The following is an 18,201-nucleotide window of genomic DNA, read 5'->3' on the forward strand; positions in this document are numbered from 1 at the left end:
AAATTACTATACAATTATAGACGTCTTTCAAAATAATGCTATTTTGAGTTAATGAAATTTAATCAGTATTGTGGAGATTGCGCTGATTACAATAAGAATGCAGACGACAATCAGTAAGGCTTTAATAAATTTCACTTCTTTATTTTGTTGTTCCAGTCTTTGAAATAAAATTTTTTGGTTTTCGCTTTGCTTGTTTTCAATAGATTGTTTAGCTTCATTCAATGCTGAATTAACTGCCTGAATGTTTTTGTCAATAGTTGAAAGTCTTGTTGGAAAATCAACAGTTTCCAATGTCTTAACTAAATTGTCGGTTGCTTCAACAATCTTTTTGTACTGCTCTAAGAGGCGCTTTGTTTCAACAAGTTTTTCCTTGTTTGTTGTGTCAATTTTGTTGCCCGTAGTTTCAAACTTTAAAACTCCGTCAGTGATTTGTATTTCGGTGTTTTTCTTTAAATCATCTACATATTGTTTGTAGAGATTGAAAATTTTGTCTGTATAGACCGAGTAATTTTGTTGAACTTTTTCAAGTTCAGCGATAATGCTGATTGAATTTTCTTTAGCACCGTCAATATAGTCGGTTACTGTTTTTAATCGTGTTAGTTCATTTTGAAGCAAACCTAATTGCTCGTTAATCTGTTGGTCAAGCATAATTTCTTGCAAATTTTTTATTAAAGTTTGTCAGCCAATTAGAATGTAAATTGAGATACAAGGCACTTTCAACTTCTTCAATTTTTTCTACCGCTTCCAAATCAAATCCGGTTATTTTTTGTTTAAATGTATCAACCTTTTGTTTTACTGAATAAATATCTTCTTTAGTTGTTTCTTGTGCTTTCAGAAATCCATTTACAAAGTCTGTTTGTGCTTCTTGTATAAAATCTTCGTTTTCCTTTTCAATTAATAGAACTGCAAAAGATTTCAGCAAGATGAATGAGAAATTATCACTATGCTCTACCAATAGTCTTATCGTTGCCCCTCTTAAATGTTTAAAATTATTTATTTGCCCTGCTTCGGTTCTCATTAAATCCATATACCTTTCTACAATATTAAAATTTGCCTTTCTACCATTATCTGTATCATTTGGCAACCACTCTTGACGAGCATATTTAGAGTTCATATACAAATCAATATATTCCTTGAATTTTCTACTTCCATCATCTTGTAATCCAATAATGCAAGCTTGTTCCATTGCGTTTATTGCTGCCTTTCTTTGAATGGCCGTTTCTTCGTAAACGAACTTTATTAGAAATCCTAAACATTTTTGAATTTCGGTATTGCCTTTATAGGATGGCAGTCGTTCTAATTTTTCATCTGTTTTTTCGGGGCTGTTGTATTGCAACAAATACTCTTTCAGCTTTTGTGTATAATATCCGTTAGGTTTTTTAGTTATGTGTGCTGATATGGTTTTGGAATTGTAATCAACCGTATAATCGTCCACAACTCCAATGATTGAAAGTCTGTATATGGCTTTATATGTGTCTTCTTCGTTTCTGATTTGAGTAAATAAATTCTCAGTGGTCGGTTTTAGGTTTTCGGGTATTGAAATGGCTTGTCTGTCATTTGCCTTTTCAAATTGCTTTTCCAAGTTGGTAATAAATTCAGCTTTATCATTGCAAAAATTCTGTGCTTCTTTTACCATTCTTTCGGTAAACGCAATTCCATTCTCTATAAGATATTTTGCAATTCGTTCAATTACATTGTTTGTAAAAGGAATGATTACTTGAAAATCATCTCTTGAATTTGTGTCTGCTAATAATTTTTCAATTCCAGGCTGTGATGCGGCTTCTGTGAATTGAGTAAGCCACGAAAATGCAGTTAGTCCGATTGGCTTTTCTGTTAATATGATATTCTGAATAAAGTTAGCGATTTTACTTGCCTCTGGTTGCGGATTTTGTGCAGGATAGAAAGGCAGGTTATCCCTGTCTAAATAAATACTTCCAAAATTTTGATTGATATACAAAACTTGTCTGCCTGTATTACCTGTTATGGCATTAAGTCTGACAGAAACCGAAAACTCTTCAAAAACAAGTTCTTCTATATAGTTTGTAACTCTGTGAGAAGGAAACTTTATTTCGGTTAGAAGTTCAGCTAACAGGCGTTTTTCCTTCGCAATTCCTTTAAAGTTGTTTCTATGGAAACTTTGTAAAATGTCTTTGTCAATAGAAGCCGTTCTTTCTTCAATTACTTCTGTTATTTCTCCGTCTTCCGATACGGCTTCTGTTTTTTCAGAAGTTGTAACTTCCTGTTTGTTGAACAAAATCAAACCTAAAGCCAATTTTCTATCACGACCGCCACGACCTGCTTCTTGATAGTAGCTTTCAATGGAACTCGGATAATTGAAATGCACGACATAGCGAATATTCGGTTTGTCTATTCCCATTCCAAACGCTTTTGTTGCTACCAACAAATCCAAATTGTGATTTACAAAAGCCGATTGGCTTTTTTCATTTTCATTATCTCGTTCCTTTATTCCGTCACTTCCTAAAAAAGTTCCGATTTTAATATTCTCAAATTGGTTTGACAATTTGCTTGCATTGTCCATTACACCGAAATACCAATTTCTATGTGGGCAGAAAACTAAACCTGCATTGCTTTCCCTTTCTTGTTGTTCATAAAATGTTTTAGGATTAAAGTTGGGTAAGCGAATGTCTCTTTCCTTGCCTTCTGTTTCGTTGAAGTGCTTTTTGGCATCTTCAATTATCTTTTCAGTGTCTGAAAATTCCTTGTAATATTCGGGTATCTTATTTAGCTGTTGGATTAGCTGATATTGTTTTGCCTCGCCCAACGCTTGTCTATTTCCCCAACCTAAACCGTTTTCAGGTTTGATGTCGGCAGTTATATCAATAATTTTAAATTGAATTTCTGGACGGTCTAATTTTTCAAGCCTTACTATTGCTGTTTCTTCGGGAATACCAAGTTCTCGTTGAATGTCAGAAAGAACGTCATACGATGCCGTAGCAGTTAAGGCAAAGAAAGGTGCAGATTGTTTTTGTTTTGTCAAACAATGCTTTCTAAGATTAACCCCCAAACGCAAATAAGATGTTCTAAAATCGTGTCCCCATTCCGAAACGCAATGAGCCTCATCAATCACGCAATAACTGAAATAATGATTATACAAATTGCTTGTTTCAAAAAGCTCTTTTCTGAACGTATTGTCCTGCAATCTTTCAGGCGAAACAAAGGCAAAAATGGTTTGTGCTTTTTTGATTTTCTCTAATGCAATTTTCCGTTGCTTTTGATTTAAGGAAGAATTGATGTAAACCGCTCCGTCAATTCCGTTTTTTAAAAGCCCCTCAAATTGGTCTCTCATTAACGATTTAATCGGGTCAATAATTATCGTCATTCCCGGTTGCAACAACGATGTAAGTTGATAAGTCAAAGATTTACCTGAACCTGTTGGCAACAAGCCGATTACGCTTAACCCTTGAATGGCTCTGTTAATGATTTCAACTTGCCCTGCTCTGAAACCTGTTTTTCTGAATATATCTTGTACAAACTTTTTTAATACCTCAACCTGTTCTTCATCTTCAATGAATTTGTTTTCTTGAGTATTTTTTTGTCCAAGAGGTTTATATTTTATCAAATCTGTAGTTCTAAAACTCCGGTGTTTTTTTGGCGAATGTGCAGAACGGATTAAAACCTTTGTCGTGGCATTAACACTATCATTTATTTTAGTTAAACCGTTTCTTTGAAGAATAGAAATATCAATCAGTAAATCGTATTTCTTGTTTTTGTCAATGTTGGTTGTAGAACGAAGACTTGCGTTAGCAAATCTTTCGTTTCTTTCAACAAACACATTGATTTTGGGCAGCTTTTCTGCATCGCCTTTTAATTTCAGAAGTGAGTTAATCAATTCCTCAAAATCTTCTATTGCTAAATTACCGCAAGGAATGTCTTGCTCAATTATGGCAATGTTCCATTCATTCGCATTGATGTTTAGTTTGCCTTCAAAAAGTAAATGGATAAGTGTCTTTTCAATTCGTGCTACTGCAAAAGGAATTAAAGACAACTCCAATGCAGTCAATCCTTCTTTTTCGTCATAAAGCGGATTTTCAAAATTTTGCTTAAAAACTTTAAAGCAACCTAATTCTTCGAATTGTCTTATGCATTCTATTTTTTCTGAAATAGTATCCCATTCAGTTGTTTTAATGCGTAATGCTTTACCCCATTTTGCTTTTTTTGTTGCTTCATCTCTTAACAAATCCAAATGAGTTTGTTGACGGTCATCTGTATGTTGGCTTCCATCAATTTCAACTACAAACCCTCTTCTCTCACTTATTTTATAAGGAAATTCTACTGTAAAGTCTAACTGCTGTTGGTTGAATATTTGTGTATGTCCATTCAGATATTGATCTACTTCATCTTCTATTGTTGTTGAAAAGCGTAAAACATTTTCCAATTCTCTTTGTGGCTCAAAAAGCTGTATCCACATTGGCGAGGCATATTTAGGCAATTGTTCATAGAGAAATTCTTCTTCATATTTACTTCCCAACTGTTCCCAAGAGGGCATTTGATACTTTGAAATTTTATTATCTTTCAAATCAGGGTCAATAATGTGTAATGCTTTAAATAGTTTTTCTGGAAATGAATCTTTAACTATTAATTTTTGCTTAATGCTACCAACCTCGAACTCTTTTTCATCTCGCTGAGTTAAGCCCAAAACATCCAAAATTTTGCTTTCCAACCAAAGTGTTGGTCTCGTTGGCAAACCTCTTGAAATGATGTTGTGAGCAACTGAAAGTATTTGTTCAAAGTTTGAATTGTCTTTGAGTTCAGCAGTTGAGTTTACGTCAATGTCAAAATAGGAAAGTTGCGTCAAAAGTCCTTGAACTTCTGTCGGTGCGTATTTTGTTTCTAATGTTTCCTTTACGCAATCAAGTATGTATCCTGCCTGCAACTGTTTCATATTCAGCTAATATTATTTGATAAATATAAAAAAAAGGAAATAAATGGGCATATTTGCCAAGCGCTTTTTATTGACACCTCATAGCACCAATTTTAGGGGCTTTCGGGGCGAGCCATCTAAAAAGGGAGGCGCAGCCAATGCCACGCCCCGGAAAATACAGCATACCTTCTCTCAAAAATTGATGGTGATTAAAAACTGTGCGTAGTGGTACCGGTTGCCATTGATAACATAAACCAGTTCGCCTCTTTGAGAGCTTAGCACTTCTTCTACGATGTAGGTTTTTTTACGCCCCGGCAGGCTATTAACCGCAGTAACGAGGAAAGGAGTAAATACCTCCCTTATGCTACCTTGCCTGTTAATGACCATTACACAATTATTACTGCAATAGCGAAGAATATTGCCTTGTCGGTCTTTGCTCATCTGCATCAATTTAAAAACCAGTGATTTTCTTTTTGCAGCATGGCTGTTCTTAGCCCATCTACAAAAGAAAAAGCATTAACCGATTTGGAAGCAAAAGCATCTATATACGATGATTTATTTGCGCCGGTAAACAGGTTGTATAACCTCCACAGGTCAATAGTGCCGATATCGTTACAACCAAAATCCCTGTTCCTATAATAATTGCCCACCACGTTGCCTATTTGCACTTCACCGAACTGCATTACAGGTAATTTGTTCTGTATGGTTTTGGGCAAATGATGGTACATCCTGCATTTGCCTATTAAAGTGGCAAATTGTTTTTCCGTCAGCTCCTGCCTGCCCATACTTTGCAGGCTGGTAAGTAGCAGTCCATAGTTAAACTGCTCAAATAATAGCTTTGCGTACATGCCAAGCTGATCGAGGTTTTTAATAGCTATATTTCCCAACAAACCATCTGTGCTGATACAAAGATTGGTGCATACCTTATTCTGAAAGCCAATGAACAGCTTAAAATGCTGCTCGGCTCCGGATCTGCTATACAGGTTGTCCTCTGAATAACTTTTAACACCGCCGATTGTAAGAGACAGCTCATTGCCAGCTACCTTATCCCTGATAGTAGATACTTCTATTGCAAACATCATCCGTTCATAATAGAGCGTTCTTTCGTGGGGTAATAGCTCTTTGGTTGGTTTGTTTTTTGCAGATGGTATCCGGCCTTGTATCTCATGGCTTAGTCGGATAACCGGATCAAGTATTTGTTCCTCATAAAAAACTTCCGCAGCTTTATCCATAACTACCTCTATAAAGTCGGTATGGGAGATCAGCGCCTCGCCGTCTTTGGCAAAGGAGGGGATGATGTGATTTTGTTTCATTTCAGAAAAGGAGCAGGGAATGGTATTGGCCTCAATAAAAACATTATTTGTACAAATACTATCACTTACGGCATCAGTTGTATTTACTTCCTGCGTTACAGCCTCTATTGGCGCTATGACGGCGGGATAATTATTCACTTTTATAAGGTCCATTTTATGATGGCTTTATGGATGATGAAAAATGGTTGGATGCAGCAAGCAGCATTCTTTTCCTGTTGTTAAATTGCTGTGTGTATTGCTCCTGCATTGGAGGAAGTTGTGCGTTGTATAAATTGACCAGTTCTTTTACGGTCTGGCAACTATTTATCATAACAGCCAGGTCGTCTGTCTTCCCTCGGTTACACCAGTCTTTTATCTGAACGCCGGTATTAACCGTTATTTTAAATTCAGGCTTACCTGTGAATAGTTGTGTCCTGTCTTTAGATGCTTTGGTTATATGTTGGCCGTTGATTATTTCTAAAGCAAGGGTCATTTCATAATCGTAACCATTGCGTATTTCATCATCAAGCCCCGCCTTTTCAACCTTCGTTTTGTTATTTTCAGTAACAAGGTTGTAGGCTTGCTTTTTACGGGTAGTGGTAATGATGTGGCATTTTGATTGTAGGATCGTGTTTAACCATTTTTGATATAATGGCGTTGCCTTTGCCCAGTCCTGATACCTGCCTCCTAATGCCGCCTGATACTCCAATAAACCGCCTTCACCATTCCATACATGGGAAACGGAATCTATAATTATAACTTCCATTCCGGCATCTTCGCAAATTTTAATAGCTTGTATGTAGCGTTCAGGAGTAAATGGTGGGTTTAAAGGAATGGTATTGAAATTGCCTAAATGGCTGTACAGTGATGCGCTGCGGTTTTCGGTATCTATTACGCAGATGGTTTCCCAACTGGAAGTAAGACCATAAGCAATTTGCAAGGCTCCATACGTTTTACCAAAACCGCTGGGGCTTGAAATGTTAAGCCGCAGCTTTACCTGTTTTCGTTCTGCTTTTTGAATGTGCATGATTAAGATTTAAAATGAATAAAAAACGCAGGCCTGTTATTGACCTGCGTGTAATAAGTGGGTGCGTTAAATCAGGTTAACTCCGGCTCTTTTTCTGCAATAGTGGTGCTTTGCGAATGGGGAGGCAAGTATGTGTAAGTGTGTGAAAGCACAATGACTTCACCGGTTTCAGGGACAGTGTATTCATAAGGATCAGCATCCACCCTGATGATAGAGCCAGGCAATTGTCTTCCGATGAGTGCTTTGGCCTGCTGCTCTGTAAATGTGGAAGGGATAAAACATTTTTTTGAAGTAGCATAGAAACGGCCCGTGTTCATGCTTTGGACCAGTTCAACATCTCCCTGTAGTTCTAACGACATAAAATTTCCTTCGCCACCTTCTCTGAGGTGGGCTGCAACGATTGTTACCATTGTTTATAATTTTTTGGTTAATAAAAATGGCCGCCTGTTTTCAAGCGGCCTGATAATAAAGCAGGGGGGATGTCCTGCCCCTGCCCGATGCTGAGCGGGGTTAAGTGGGGGGAGTACTTTGGAAGAGGGTGATTAAAATCATAAATGCCCGCTTTTACACGGGCATTCACTTTATGGTTTAACTATTCTGCCGGGTTCATACCCCATGATTTTACATCCCATTTTAGGAGTTGGTTGGGGTAGCCGTTATCTTGCACCCAATGCATGGCATTGGCATAAAGAGTATAGAATTGTTTGTTTTTATCTGTTGCTTTAATCTCTGGTGCGCGGTACTTCATTATCCAGTCAATTATATTGGCGTTGTCGCAATATATCGGCGTTGTTAATGTATTGCACTGACAATATTTCAAAGCTTCAACTATAGCAATATATTTGGCATTGTTTAAAGTGCCGTATTTTACTTGCTTTTCAAGTACTACAGTCTTTGTAGTTGTATGAATTACGCGAATAGTTGTCATTTTTGTTTTAGTATCAACAATCGCCGTAGTTACAAAGCTATCTGCCACAAATGCTTGTTCTGTTTGTTCTTCAACAGGGTTGATTATCTTTTTTGAATTTGGGTAATACTGGTACCACTTACCTGCAAAAGCTTTATTAGCTTTTTCCTCGCTGTCAAACTTTTTATATCTGCTTCCTTCGTAGCCTAAAGTTTGCTTTTGACATTCTTCCCATGAGTTAAATATACCAGCCTCACGGCCTACCCATACGACGTAAAAATTATTCTTCATTTTCTATATTTTTTTGCCAACACTCAAAGCTGAACTTTGGCGTTAGGCCGGTTGTTGTAAAAATTGTTTCTTCAAAAATTTGCTTAATTAAAGGCATGTGCCGTTCTGTACTGCAAATGCTATCATGGATCGTATAAACCGGCATATTGGGATATTTGTTGATTAACTTCGATACAATATTATCCAGCACGACATGGCTTTCTATCCTTTGTAGCATTATGCTAAATAATTTATAAGGTTTATCTGTTATGCTCGATTCCTGAAAATACTTTTCCCCCTTTTTAATCGCCGCTATTACTTTATATACAGATGGAAATATTTGGCTGAAAAGCTTTTTCGGTCTGGCATCTTTCTGGCCCATAAACTTATTGGATGAAAAAATGGTTGTGAAAAGGGAGGTTTTAACCTCATCTCTTCTTAATGAAACCTGTAGCGTTTGTTGATAATGTTCCTGCATACCTTCATATAGCTTACCTGATAATATTTTTTCTTTATAAAGGGTATAATCTGCCCCTAATTTTGAGATGCATTTTATGATATAAGTATATTTTGCGGCAGAAAAAGCATTTTCCATCCCGATTGTTTGGAGGTTGATTTGGGAATGGTCTGCTAGCTCTCCAAAATATCGCCGGTACACTTTTTTATAATCCTCCGTCATGTCGGGACAATACCAAAATGTCGGGTTCATTACTATTAAGCTGAAAAACGGTTGACTGTTTTTAATATCCAGGCTAAATAGGTTTTCCTTGGCCCCGCCAAACCTAACGAACTGCTTAAAATCTTTGGGCAACCTTGTTAATAAGGAATGAAATCTATAACCTGTTATATCTCTTTTTCCATCAAACACCTGATCCTCCCACTTGTCAATTTGCCATAATTCATATTTATGCTGTTCCTCAACATCTTTAGGACTGGGCTCTGTACCCTTATACCATTTACCTGTTGAAGTTTGCAGCCAGACTTTAGCTGTAGGGTTTATTTCAGGAGTAGCTATTCTTTTCTTTTTCAGTTGGTCAGAATAAGCTAATGCTCGGTCAACATCAAAATCTAAAAAGCAAAAAAGTTCATTTAATCTATTTTCAAAATTATTCTTTAACTCTTTCTTCCCTTTATAATTAATATCATATATAAATTTCCCTATCTTCTTTCTTTCTATCTTATGTAAAAAATACTTTTCGGCGTAAAGCAGTGCATATGAGTATTTTTTGCATCCTATTTCGGGCATATAATAATGATTAACTTTTAAGACTTTGACATCTTCCAATAAAGCCACATATGCCACATAATCCTTGCTTATGCGTTGCAGTATGGGAGAGTAAATTTCAACTTCATCCTTGCCCAAAAAATAATACCCTCTCATGCATAGTTCTTGAAATAGGGATATAAACCGCAGCATTTTATTTTCAGCATAATTCTGTATCGAATCGTATCCGTCTGCATGTATATCTGCGATTGTTAAATGTTCTGGTAATAGAATTTTCATATTACGAAAAGTAAGCCCCGGTGTTAACGGGGCCATTTTTAAAATCATGCTGCATTATCTTTTATTATTAACTCGTGTACCTGTCCTTGTTTTGGAAATTCCCGTATCTGCAAATGCTCCGGAAAGTTTTCAAAATCGCCTCCATGCCTTTCGCTCATTTTCATTTTCTTGGCCAGATGTGTTCCCAGTTGCTTTATAAAAATGGCAGTATTGGCTTTCCTGCATTCTTTGACCAGTTGTTCGATCCATTCGATTTCACAAGGGCGATACCGATATTTGCCTGTTTCATTACCAGATTCGCCACCAATGATGGCCCAGTCAAGATTTATTACAAGTTTTTTGTTACCATTTGGCTCCCGTTCCCAGCAGTATTGCTCCAGCGCATCATCGTAGAAGCTAATTGGCGCATGAAGAGGCTCTATAGATACGCAGCGGATCTTCGTTGGGATTTTCATCAATTCCGGTATGCGCTTATTAGCAGCCTCCTGGCTGCCTATGCTGGTTCCGATCCAAACATTCGGCCATCCATCTCCCCAGTCTTCGGGCAGGTGATCTACGACCCTTTCAGGTCGTTTAGTAAGGATTTGAAAGGTATGTTGAGGACATTTTCTGATTATATCCCACGCCTCGAACCTGTAGCTATCAATTTCAGGATGAAAGAAATCAGTTAGAGAGCAGGCAAATATTTTGCTCGGATCTTTTATTTTTAATGGGCTATAAAATGCCCCTTTTGTTCTAGTTACATTTTTAACATCAAAATTAAATAGGCCTTCGCCCATCCTATACATATAGCAATGCTTACAATCCTGATCGACCTTAGTGCATCCCCTGGCTATGTTCCAGGTGTGGTCCGTCCATTGTATTTTAGTTGTTCTGCTCTTTTTAATATTTTTTTGACCAAAAAGATTAGAATAGCTCAAAGTAGCTAATAAATAGTAGTTTACAAGAGTGGGAAACTCAATCGGTAACGAATTAGTAATGGTGCTTAATGCACTCCCTTTCTTCTGATTACCTTGTAAATCAATACTGCAAATGTAATAATTATGGCGAAGCTATCACTATAACTTCGCTTGTTTTTTGTGTATCATATTTGCATTTCCCGTCAGTATTTCGGTTGATACCCGAAAAAAATCTTTCCCAACTTGGGTGCAACTGTGGAAATTGTTTACTGATTATTTTCAAATTTTGGCATATCAACAAAAAGGTTACTCCGAAACAAATGGTGATAACTTCTAAAAAGAATATGCTATGGAAATCGTGTTGAGTAAAATATTATCGCAAATCCGACATCAGGAAGACAAACTTTCTTCCCAAATGATGCAAACGGCGAAAGAGGCTTATCAAATGACGATATTCCTAAAAGAAATGCTGTACGCCATAAAAACGGAAGTGTTACAAGCCGGATTTAAAAATGAACAGCAGGAAATAGACTTTTTCAGGAATATCAAGCCGCAGGTTTTAGGGAAGCTCATTTATTACAATAAGGTATTCCGTATTGAAACGACTTGTCCCGTGAGTAATGGCAAGATGTATTATAGCTATTTCGAGAACGAATTAAAATTGCTCAAATCAGAGTATAAAGAAAGTATATGCAATACGGATTTTTACCGTTATTATCGTGCCGGGAGGACTGACCGCGACCATAGTTATTTCAGGCTCGGGCAAATCAATTACCACGATGGGCTGAATAGCGGCGTATTTGAAATTGACCTTAATTTTTCAACCTACTATGATAACAAGATAGCCTATATTGTTGCCAACGAGTTACTCTATACCTACCTGCTTGCCAAAATAAATCTCGAAGAAAATCCCGATATGGTTCTGATAAATGGAGATACCAACAAAGATATTTCCTGGACTAACTCACAAAATGCACTTATCGAACTGATATATGCGCTGTATGTTTCAAATTCAATTTCCTATGGGAAAATCGGTATCCGCAAACTGGCTTTGATTTTCCAAGTGCTGTTCCGAACTCCCCTAAACGATATTCATCACTCTTTCCACCGAATGAAAACAAGAGCAGGTTCCCGAACTGCATTTTTAGACCAGCTTAAATTATCCCTCGAAGAGTATATGGATAAAGACCTCTGATTAATACAGGGCTTTTGTTTAAAGGCAGTACATTTTCGTGTGCTGCTTTTTTGTTTACATCATTTGCCCATATATACCAATTGGCAAATCGTGCCAATATAATGTCATAATCAATTCCAAATCCTTTGAAACCCTTATAAAACAAGGGTTTTCTCTAATTGCAAAAATTTTGAAAAAACCGCCAAATCAATTGGCAAGGATTGGCAGACAAACCCTGCCACCTTTAACAATTTTGCATAGTAAACTTTAAATGCTGTGCAATGAAAATAATAACCATTGAAGAAGATGCGTGGCAACAGCTTAACAGCCGTATAAACGCCATAGCCGAATATCTGAAAAGACAGGAGGATAAGAGTTATGACGACCTGTGGCTCAACAACCACGAAGTATGCCAATATCTGCACATTAGCGAAAAAACCCTGTGGCGTATGCGTGCCAAAGGTGAGATAGCTTATTCAAAAATCTACGGTCAGTATTTCTACACCATTGGGGCTATCAAGGACATGCTCAACGCCAATGCCATACAAAGCAGCGATGAATTTGTACAGGAGCTTATGACAAAAGGCAAAAGCTATTTAGAAAAAGGCAGAAAGCTAAAAACAGATAAAAAGTAGGTATGAACCCTTAAAAGTATATTTCTATGAATATTGACAGAATGGAATTTTTGGCGTGGATGGAACGCCTGATGGGTCGCCTTGATATTTTGGGCGGAAATATAGACGAGTTGCAAAAGAAACGTAACAGCATAGATGGCGAAGAATTACTGGATAATCAGGACTTGCTTCAGATGCTGAAAATCAGCAACCGTTCCCTGCAACGGTATCGCTCTATTGGCAAACTGCCCTATTATACCATAAGCGGAAAATTGTACTACAAATTGTCCGATGTGCATCAATTCATCAGAGAGAGCTTTAGCCCTCCCGCAACCAAGCAATAAGCCAATGAACGCCAACGGCTGCCTTTGAGTGCCACTTCGGGCAATGCTGTAAACGCTTCATTTACTTTCGGCGGTGAACTTTAAATTTTTCAGATTATGAGCGAAGAAACAACAAATACGCAGGAAATGCCCGAACAGCTATCGGACGTACTGCTCGTGCTGGATAAAGAAAAAATGAAAATCCAGGCGGTAAAAAACATTGACAAAAACGGGAAAATGGAAACCGTTGAACCCACGAAGAAAAACCAAAACCAGTTTATGCGTGTGGACAAAAGCGGTGATTTCTTTTCCAACTTCTTCTCCAATTTTTTCAGTCAACTGAAAAACCCTACCAATTTTTCATTTTTCAAAGTGCCTGCACCTATCGCCGTTGAGAAAGCACAGGAAATACAAAAGCAGGTAGATAAGCCAACTCCCGAAGGCGAAAAAGTGATGAAAGAACACGAGGTAAAAACGGAACCTCAACAGGATAAAAAACAAGAAAATCAAAAAAATATGGAAACAGCACAGACAACGCCGGATGTAAGCGAATACCGCTACAAACCGGAGCAGATTGATTGGGACACAATGACCAATCTCGGATTAAGCAAGGAATACCTTGAAAAGAGAAACCTGCTTGAACCTTTATTGAAAGGTTATAAAACCAATGAACTCGTACCGATAGGGGTTAATCTTGGAGGTACTATTCTCCGCACAGATGCCCGACTGTCATTACAGCAAGCCGAAGACGGAAAAATTGTTGTGGGAATACACGGCATCAAAAAAGAGCCTAATCTACATTTTGAGTTTTTTGGACACAAATTTACGGATGAGGACAAGAAAAACCTGCTTGAAACGGGCAATATGGGGCGTGTGGTTGATTTGAAAAATACCAAGACAGGAGAATTGATGCCGTCCATTATCAGTATAGACAGGCTGACAAACGATGTAATTGCACTGCGAACGGATTTCATAAAAATTCCCGATGAAATTAAGGGCGTGAAATTGGACGATGCCCAAAAGCAAACCTTAATGGAGGGTAAGCCCTTAAAGTTAGACGGTATGATTTCCACAAAAGGAACGGAGTTCTCGGCAACGATACAATTTAATGCGGACAAGCGTTATGTGGAGTTTTTGTTTGACCGCAACAACACCAACAGGCAAACTCAAAGCAACGGGCAGACTAATCAGCAAAGCCAACTGCAGGAAGCTCCAAGAACTTTCAGAGGAAAGGAACTTACGGATGAACAATACAAGGATTTTAAAAACGGGCAAACTGTTTACATCGACGGGTTGAGAGATAAGAAAGGACAACCGTATCAGGGTTATATCACTTTCAATGCCGAAACCGGAAAGACAAACTTTCAGTTTCCAAGCCAGGTTAAGGCACAGGCAAAACCTGCCGAAGCCAATAAAACGCAGGTTGCAGTCAATTCGGAGGGTAAAACCAACGAAGCGACCAAAAAAATCAATGAGCCTTTGAAGTCGGGGCAGCAAACACCGAAAAACAAACAACAGCAGGAGAAACAGGAGAAACCACAAGCTCCCGCAAAATCCAAAAGCAGAAAAGTGTAACGTGATATGAAAATAATAATTGCAGAAAAACCAAGCGTAGCAAGAGAAATAGCAGGCTTGTTGGGTGCGTCCGAGAAAAAGGACGGCTATCTGACAGGTAACGGCTATTTTGTTACGTGGGCATTCGGTCATTTGATAGGATTGGGAATGCCCGAAGATTACGGTATTTCGGGCTTTGATAAATCGTCATTGCCGATACTGCCAAACCCGTTTATACTAACCGTCCGGAAAGTTAAAAAGGACAAAAGCTACCAAGCCGATACAGGGGCATTGAAGCAATTAAAAGTCATTAAAGAACTGTTCAATAAAAGCGACAGCATTATCGTGGCTACCGATGCAGGACGTGAGGGCGAACTCATCTTCCGGTATATTTATAAGTACCTGAAATGTAACAAGCCTTTTGAACGCCTTTGGATTAGTTCATTAACCGAAAAAGCAATCAAGCAAGGCTTTGATAACCTCAAAGACGGAAAAGACTTTGACGGATTGTACCAAGCTGCACAAGGCAGAAGCCGTGCCGATTGGCTCGTTGGCATCAATGCCACGCAAGCGTTAAGTATTGCCGTAGGTAATGGGGTTTACTCATTGGGCAGAGTACAAACGCCTACACTCGCTTTGATTTGCAAACGCTACCTGGAAAACAAAAATTTCACGGTCAGGAACTACTGGCAGATACAGCTATTGCACCACAAAGAATTGATAGATTTTAAAAGTATCTCAAAAACCAAATGGGACGACCAAAAACTTGCCGATGATACGCTGAAATCTATTCAGCGAAGCGGAACGGCAACGGTTACATCGGTAGAAACCAAAAGCGTTACAGAACAACCGCCTTTATTGTTTGACCTTACAGGATTGCAGAAAGAAGCCAACAAACGGCTCAACCTTTCTGCTGAAGAAACCCTCAATATTGTCCAAAGCCTGTACGAAAAGAAATTTATCACTTATCCACGCACCGGAAGCAAATACATACCGGAAGATATGTGGGCGGAAATCCCTACCCTCGTAAGAGCCTTGCAGGACAGGGAAACCTGCAAGCAAGCCGTTTCTAAAGTAAAATGGGGACGTTTCAACAAGCGTATTGTAAATGATTTGCGTGTTACCGACCACCACGGTTTATTGATTACAGACAAAATACCGTCTGCATTGACTGCAAAGGAAAATGCCGTGTATGATATGATTGCCTTTCGATTGCTCGAAGCTATTTCGCAAGCCTGCATCAAAGAAATTACCGATGTGGGGTTACAGGTTTTACACTATGATTTTACGGCAAAAGGCTGTAAGGTTATGGAAGCGGGCTGGCGTTCCGTTAAAGGCTGCTTCTCCGATGATGATACCGAACCCGTACAGGATTTGCCCGAACTAAAAAAAGGCGATGAACTCAAAATAAAAGGAGCCTCCGTATTGGAAAAGAAAACAAAACCGCCTGTACTATTTACAGAAGCAGGACTTTTGTCGGCAATGGAAACAGCAGGCAAGGAAATCGAAAATGAGGACGAACGGAAAGCCCTGCAAAATATCGGTATCGGTACGCCAGCCACAAGAGCTGCCATCATTGAAACCCTGTTTACCCGTAATTATATCCAACGGGAAAAGAAAGCCTTAATCCCTACGGAGAAAGGATTGCAGGTATATGGATTAGTCAAAGACCGAAAAATTGCGGACGTGGCTATGACCGCCGAATGGGAGTTGGCTTTGCAGAAAATCGAAAACAACGAAGTTGATGCAAGGGTATTTCTAAGGGAAATGGAAACCTACGCAAAGTCTATAACAGACGAATTGCTACAAACTTCTATTGCCAATGAGAACCTGCCTAAACTGACCTGCCCGAAATGCAAAAGTCAGCAATTGATTATCCGTGACAAGATTGTAAAATGCCCTGACGAACATTGTAATTGGGTACAGTTCCGTAATGTATGCGGAGTGCATATCAGCATAGCCGATGTAACAAGCCTTGTCAATAATGGCAAAACCCCTCTGATTAAAGGAATGACGAGCAAAGCCGGAAAGAAATTCGATGCTTATATCATTCTGAAAGAAAATGCCGAAAGCTCCTTTGAGTTTGAGAAAAAGAAAAGCAATAAACGCAATGGAAAATAAACTAACGATACCTAAAGAAGTCAGCAATCTGATTTATACGATAAGAGATAAACAGATAATGCTGGATAGCGACCTTGCTACATTATATCAGGTAGAAACCAAAATATTGAACAAAGCTGTAAAACGGAATTTAGACAGATTTCCCGATAAATTCTGCTTTCAACTGACCGATGAGGAAAGCGATTTTTTGAGGTTCCAAATTGGAACCTCAAACGTAGGGCGAGGCGGAAGACGTTACCTGCCCTACGTTTTTACTGAACAAGGAATAGCGATGTTATCTGCTGTACTCCGTTCAGATGTCGCTGTTAGGGTTAGTATAGAGATAATGGACGCATTTGTTGAAATGCGGAGAATGTTAATCAGTAACGCCTCTCTGTTTCATAGGCTGGATAAAATCGAAATAAGGCAATTAGAAACCGACCAAAAGATTGAGGAAATCTTTAAGGCTTTGGAAAGCGACAAGCTCCAAAGCGAAAAAGGTATTTTCTATAACGGGCAGGTTTTTGATGCCTACGCCTTTGTATCAGATATTATCCGAAGTGCAGAAAGTTCTATTATCCTGCTTGATAATTATGTGGACGATACGGTGCTGACTTTATTGGGCAAACGCAGTACCAATGTAACTGCGACCATATATACCAAATCTATCAGCAATCAATTACGGCTGGATTTGCAACGGTACAACAGCCAATATCCTACCATTGAGATTGAGCTATTCCCCGATGCCCACGACCGATTTTTGATAATCGACCAAACGGAACTGTACCATATCGGAGCTTCGCTTAAAGATTTGGGTAAAAAGTGGTTCGCCTTTTCCCGAATGGATATAGAAGTCGGCAGAATGCTCCAACTCTTAAACGACAACTAAGCCTCTGAAAATTCAGAGGCTTTTTTATGCCCTATTGCAACAAATCCTGCCTTTCAACGCCAAATCCTGCCACTTCTTCAAAGGCTCTTACTCCCTGCTCTAATTTTAGGCTTCAAGCAAAATTCTAAACAAAAATTATTATGAGTACACAGCAAAAAGACTTGTCGTATTTCAGATTACGACTGCAAGAACACCTTAACAGTAGCTTTCCCGAAAAAGCTCACGACCAAAAATTTATAGACCAGCGTTCTTCGTGGGCTACCAATGCTTATGAGGGTGCTTTCCGTTCGGGAAATGCTATTGAGCGATGTAACGAAATAGCCAACTACATACTTTTTGAGAGTTTGCACTTCTCCAAGTTTGATACGGTTTTCCAAGTGGTATGCAATGAGTTTGATACCATAATGGCTGACGAGGAACTGCGCCTGTTCGCCCTTAAAATGTTTCCTGTTTGTGAGTCTGTTTTTTACCGATACGAACTAACCGATGATTTCGCTTACACCTACGAGTATGATGCTCTTTATACCGAAGTAACCGGAACTATCGCAATATGGATTGAGGAAAATGGGCTTCAGTAAAAGGCAACATCTCCAACAGAATATTGATGCCTTACGGATTGCTTTTACTTTGGAAAAGGAGAAACGCCAAGCCACCGTAGGCGAAAGACTGCTAATGATGCAATACAGCGGATTTGGCGGTCTTAAATTCGTGCTAAACCCCATTGAGAATGAAATAGACATCAACCATTGGCGGAAAACAGAACACG

General features: G+C 38.6%; 16 protein-coding genes. 7 read left to right on the forward strand and 9 right to left on the reverse strand.

From position 1 onward, the window contains the following. Positions 1 to 48: 48 nt before the first annotated feature. The 9 genes from ACYVBM_RS10130 to ACYVBM_RS10170 form a co-directional block, all read right to left on the reverse strand. Positions 49 to 648: a hypothetical protein gene (locus ACYVBM_RS10130; protein ID WP_460685539.1), complete on the reverse strand. Its 600-nt coding sequence runs from the start codon at positions 646 to 648 to the stop codon at positions 49 to 51. After that, positions 641 to 4,903, reverse strand: a complete 4,263-nt coding sequence (locus tag ACYVBM_RS10135) for a DEAD/DEAH box helicase (protein ID WP_460685540.1) — start codon at positions 4,901 to 4,903, stop codon at positions 641 to 643. The genes ACYVBM_RS10130 and ACYVBM_RS10135 overlap by 8 nt, the downstream gene beginning before the upstream one ends. Positions 4,904 to 5,074: 171 nt before the next feature. Then, complete coding sequence (locus ACYVBM_RS10140; protein WP_460685541.1) at positions 5,075 to 5,323, reverse strand: hypothetical protein; 249 nt, start codon at positions 5,321 to 5,323, stop codon at positions 5,075 to 5,077. A 5-nt stretch (positions 5,324 to 5,328) separates the two neighbouring features. Then, the gene (locus tag ACYVBM_RS10145; protein WP_460685542.1) at positions 5,329 to 6,348 is read right to left on the reverse strand and encodes a DUF3871 family protein; all 1,020 of its coding nucleotides are present in this window, start codon (positions 6,346 to 6,348) and stop codon (positions 5,329 to 5,331) included. A gap of 1 nt (position 6,349) precedes the next feature. Then, entirely contained in the window at positions 6,350 to 7,201 is an 852-nt protein-coding gene (locus ACYVBM_RS10150) for an AAA family ATPase (protein WP_460685543.1), read from the reverse strand. Positions 7,202 to 7,272: 71 nt separating this feature from the next. Next, positions 7,273 to 7,611, reverse strand: coding sequence for a hypothetical protein (locus ACYVBM_RS10155; RefSeq protein ID WP_460685544.1), 339 nt, complete (start codon positions 7,609 to 7,611; stop codon positions 7,273 to 7,275). A 182-nt stretch (positions 7,612 to 7,793) separates the two neighbouring features. After that, positions 7,794 to 8,399 (reverse strand): ribonuclease H1 domain-containing protein, encoded by a 606-nt coding sequence (locus ACYVBM_RS10160; protein ID WP_460685545.1) that lies wholly within the window; start codon positions 8,397 to 8,399, stop codon positions 7,794 to 7,796. After that, positions 8,389 to 9,882, reverse strand: coding sequence for a hypothetical protein (locus ACYVBM_RS10165; RefSeq protein WP_460685546.1), 1,494 nt, complete (start codon positions 9,880 to 9,882; stop codon positions 8,389 to 8,391). Before ACYVBM_RS10165 ends, ACYVBM_RS10160 begins: the two co-directional genes overlap by 11 nt. A 44-nt stretch (positions 9,883 to 9,926) precedes the next feature. Then, positions 9,927 to 10,802, reverse strand: coding sequence for a DUF5131 family protein (locus ACYVBM_RS10170; RefSeq protein WP_460685547.1), 876 nt, complete (start codon positions 10,800 to 10,802; stop codon positions 9,927 to 9,929). A gap of 328 nt (positions 10,803 to 11,130) precedes the next feature. On the opposite strand from ACYVBM_RS10170, the gene ACYVBM_RS10175 reads away from it, so the two are divergent. From ACYVBM_RS10175 to ACYVBM_RS10205, 7 genes are all read left to right on the forward strand, one after another. Then, complete coding sequence (locus ACYVBM_RS10175; RefSeq protein ID WP_460685548.1) at positions 11,131 to 11,976, forward strand: RteC domain-containing protein; 846 nt, start codon at positions 11,131 to 11,133, stop codon at positions 11,974 to 11,976. Between the two features lie 260 nt (positions 11,977 to 12,236). Beyond that, positions 12,237 to 12,590 carry a helix-turn-helix domain-containing protein gene (locus tag ACYVBM_RS10180; protein ID WP_460685549.1) on the forward strand — a complete coding sequence of 118 codons (354 nt, stop codon included), beginning with the start codon at positions 12,237 to 12,239 and terminating at the stop codon, positions 12,588 to 12,590. A gap of 26 nt (positions 12,591 to 12,616) precedes the next feature. After that, positions 12,617 to 12,913, forward strand: a complete 297-nt coding sequence (locus ACYVBM_RS10185) for a helix-turn-helix domain-containing protein (RefSeq protein WP_460685550.1) — start codon at positions 12,617 to 12,619, stop codon at positions 12,911 to 12,913. A gap of 96 nt (positions 12,914 to 13,009) precedes the next feature. Continuing rightward, on the forward strand, positions 13,010 to 14,467 hold the full coding sequence (locus tag ACYVBM_RS10190) for a DUF3945 domain-containing protein (RefSeq protein WP_460685551.1): 1,458 nt from the start codon (positions 13,010 to 13,012) through the stop codon (positions 14,465 to 14,467). Positions 14,468 to 14,473: 6 nt separating this feature from the next. Then, positions 14,474 to 16,567 carry a type IA DNA topoisomerase gene (locus ACYVBM_RS10195; protein ID WP_460685552.1) on the forward strand — a complete coding sequence of 698 codons (2,094 nt, stop codon included), beginning with the start codon at positions 14,474 to 14,476 and terminating at the stop codon, positions 16,565 to 16,567. Next, complete coding sequence (locus ACYVBM_RS10200; RefSeq protein ID WP_460685553.1) at positions 16,557 to 17,435, forward strand: ORF6N domain-containing protein; 879 nt, start codon at positions 16,557 to 16,559, stop codon at positions 17,433 to 17,435. The genes ACYVBM_RS10195 and ACYVBM_RS10200 overlap by 11 nt, the downstream gene beginning before the upstream one ends. A gap of 140 nt (positions 17,436 to 17,575) precedes the next feature. Further along, a complete protein-coding gene (locus ACYVBM_RS10205) occupies positions 17,576 to 18,013 on the forward strand; it encodes a DUF1896 domain-containing protein (RefSeq protein ID WP_460685554.1) in 438 nt (145 codons plus the stop codon). The last annotated feature ends 188 nt before the right edge of the window (positions 18,014 to 18,201 follow it).

This window comes from Niabella aquatica (assembly GCF_054779315.1).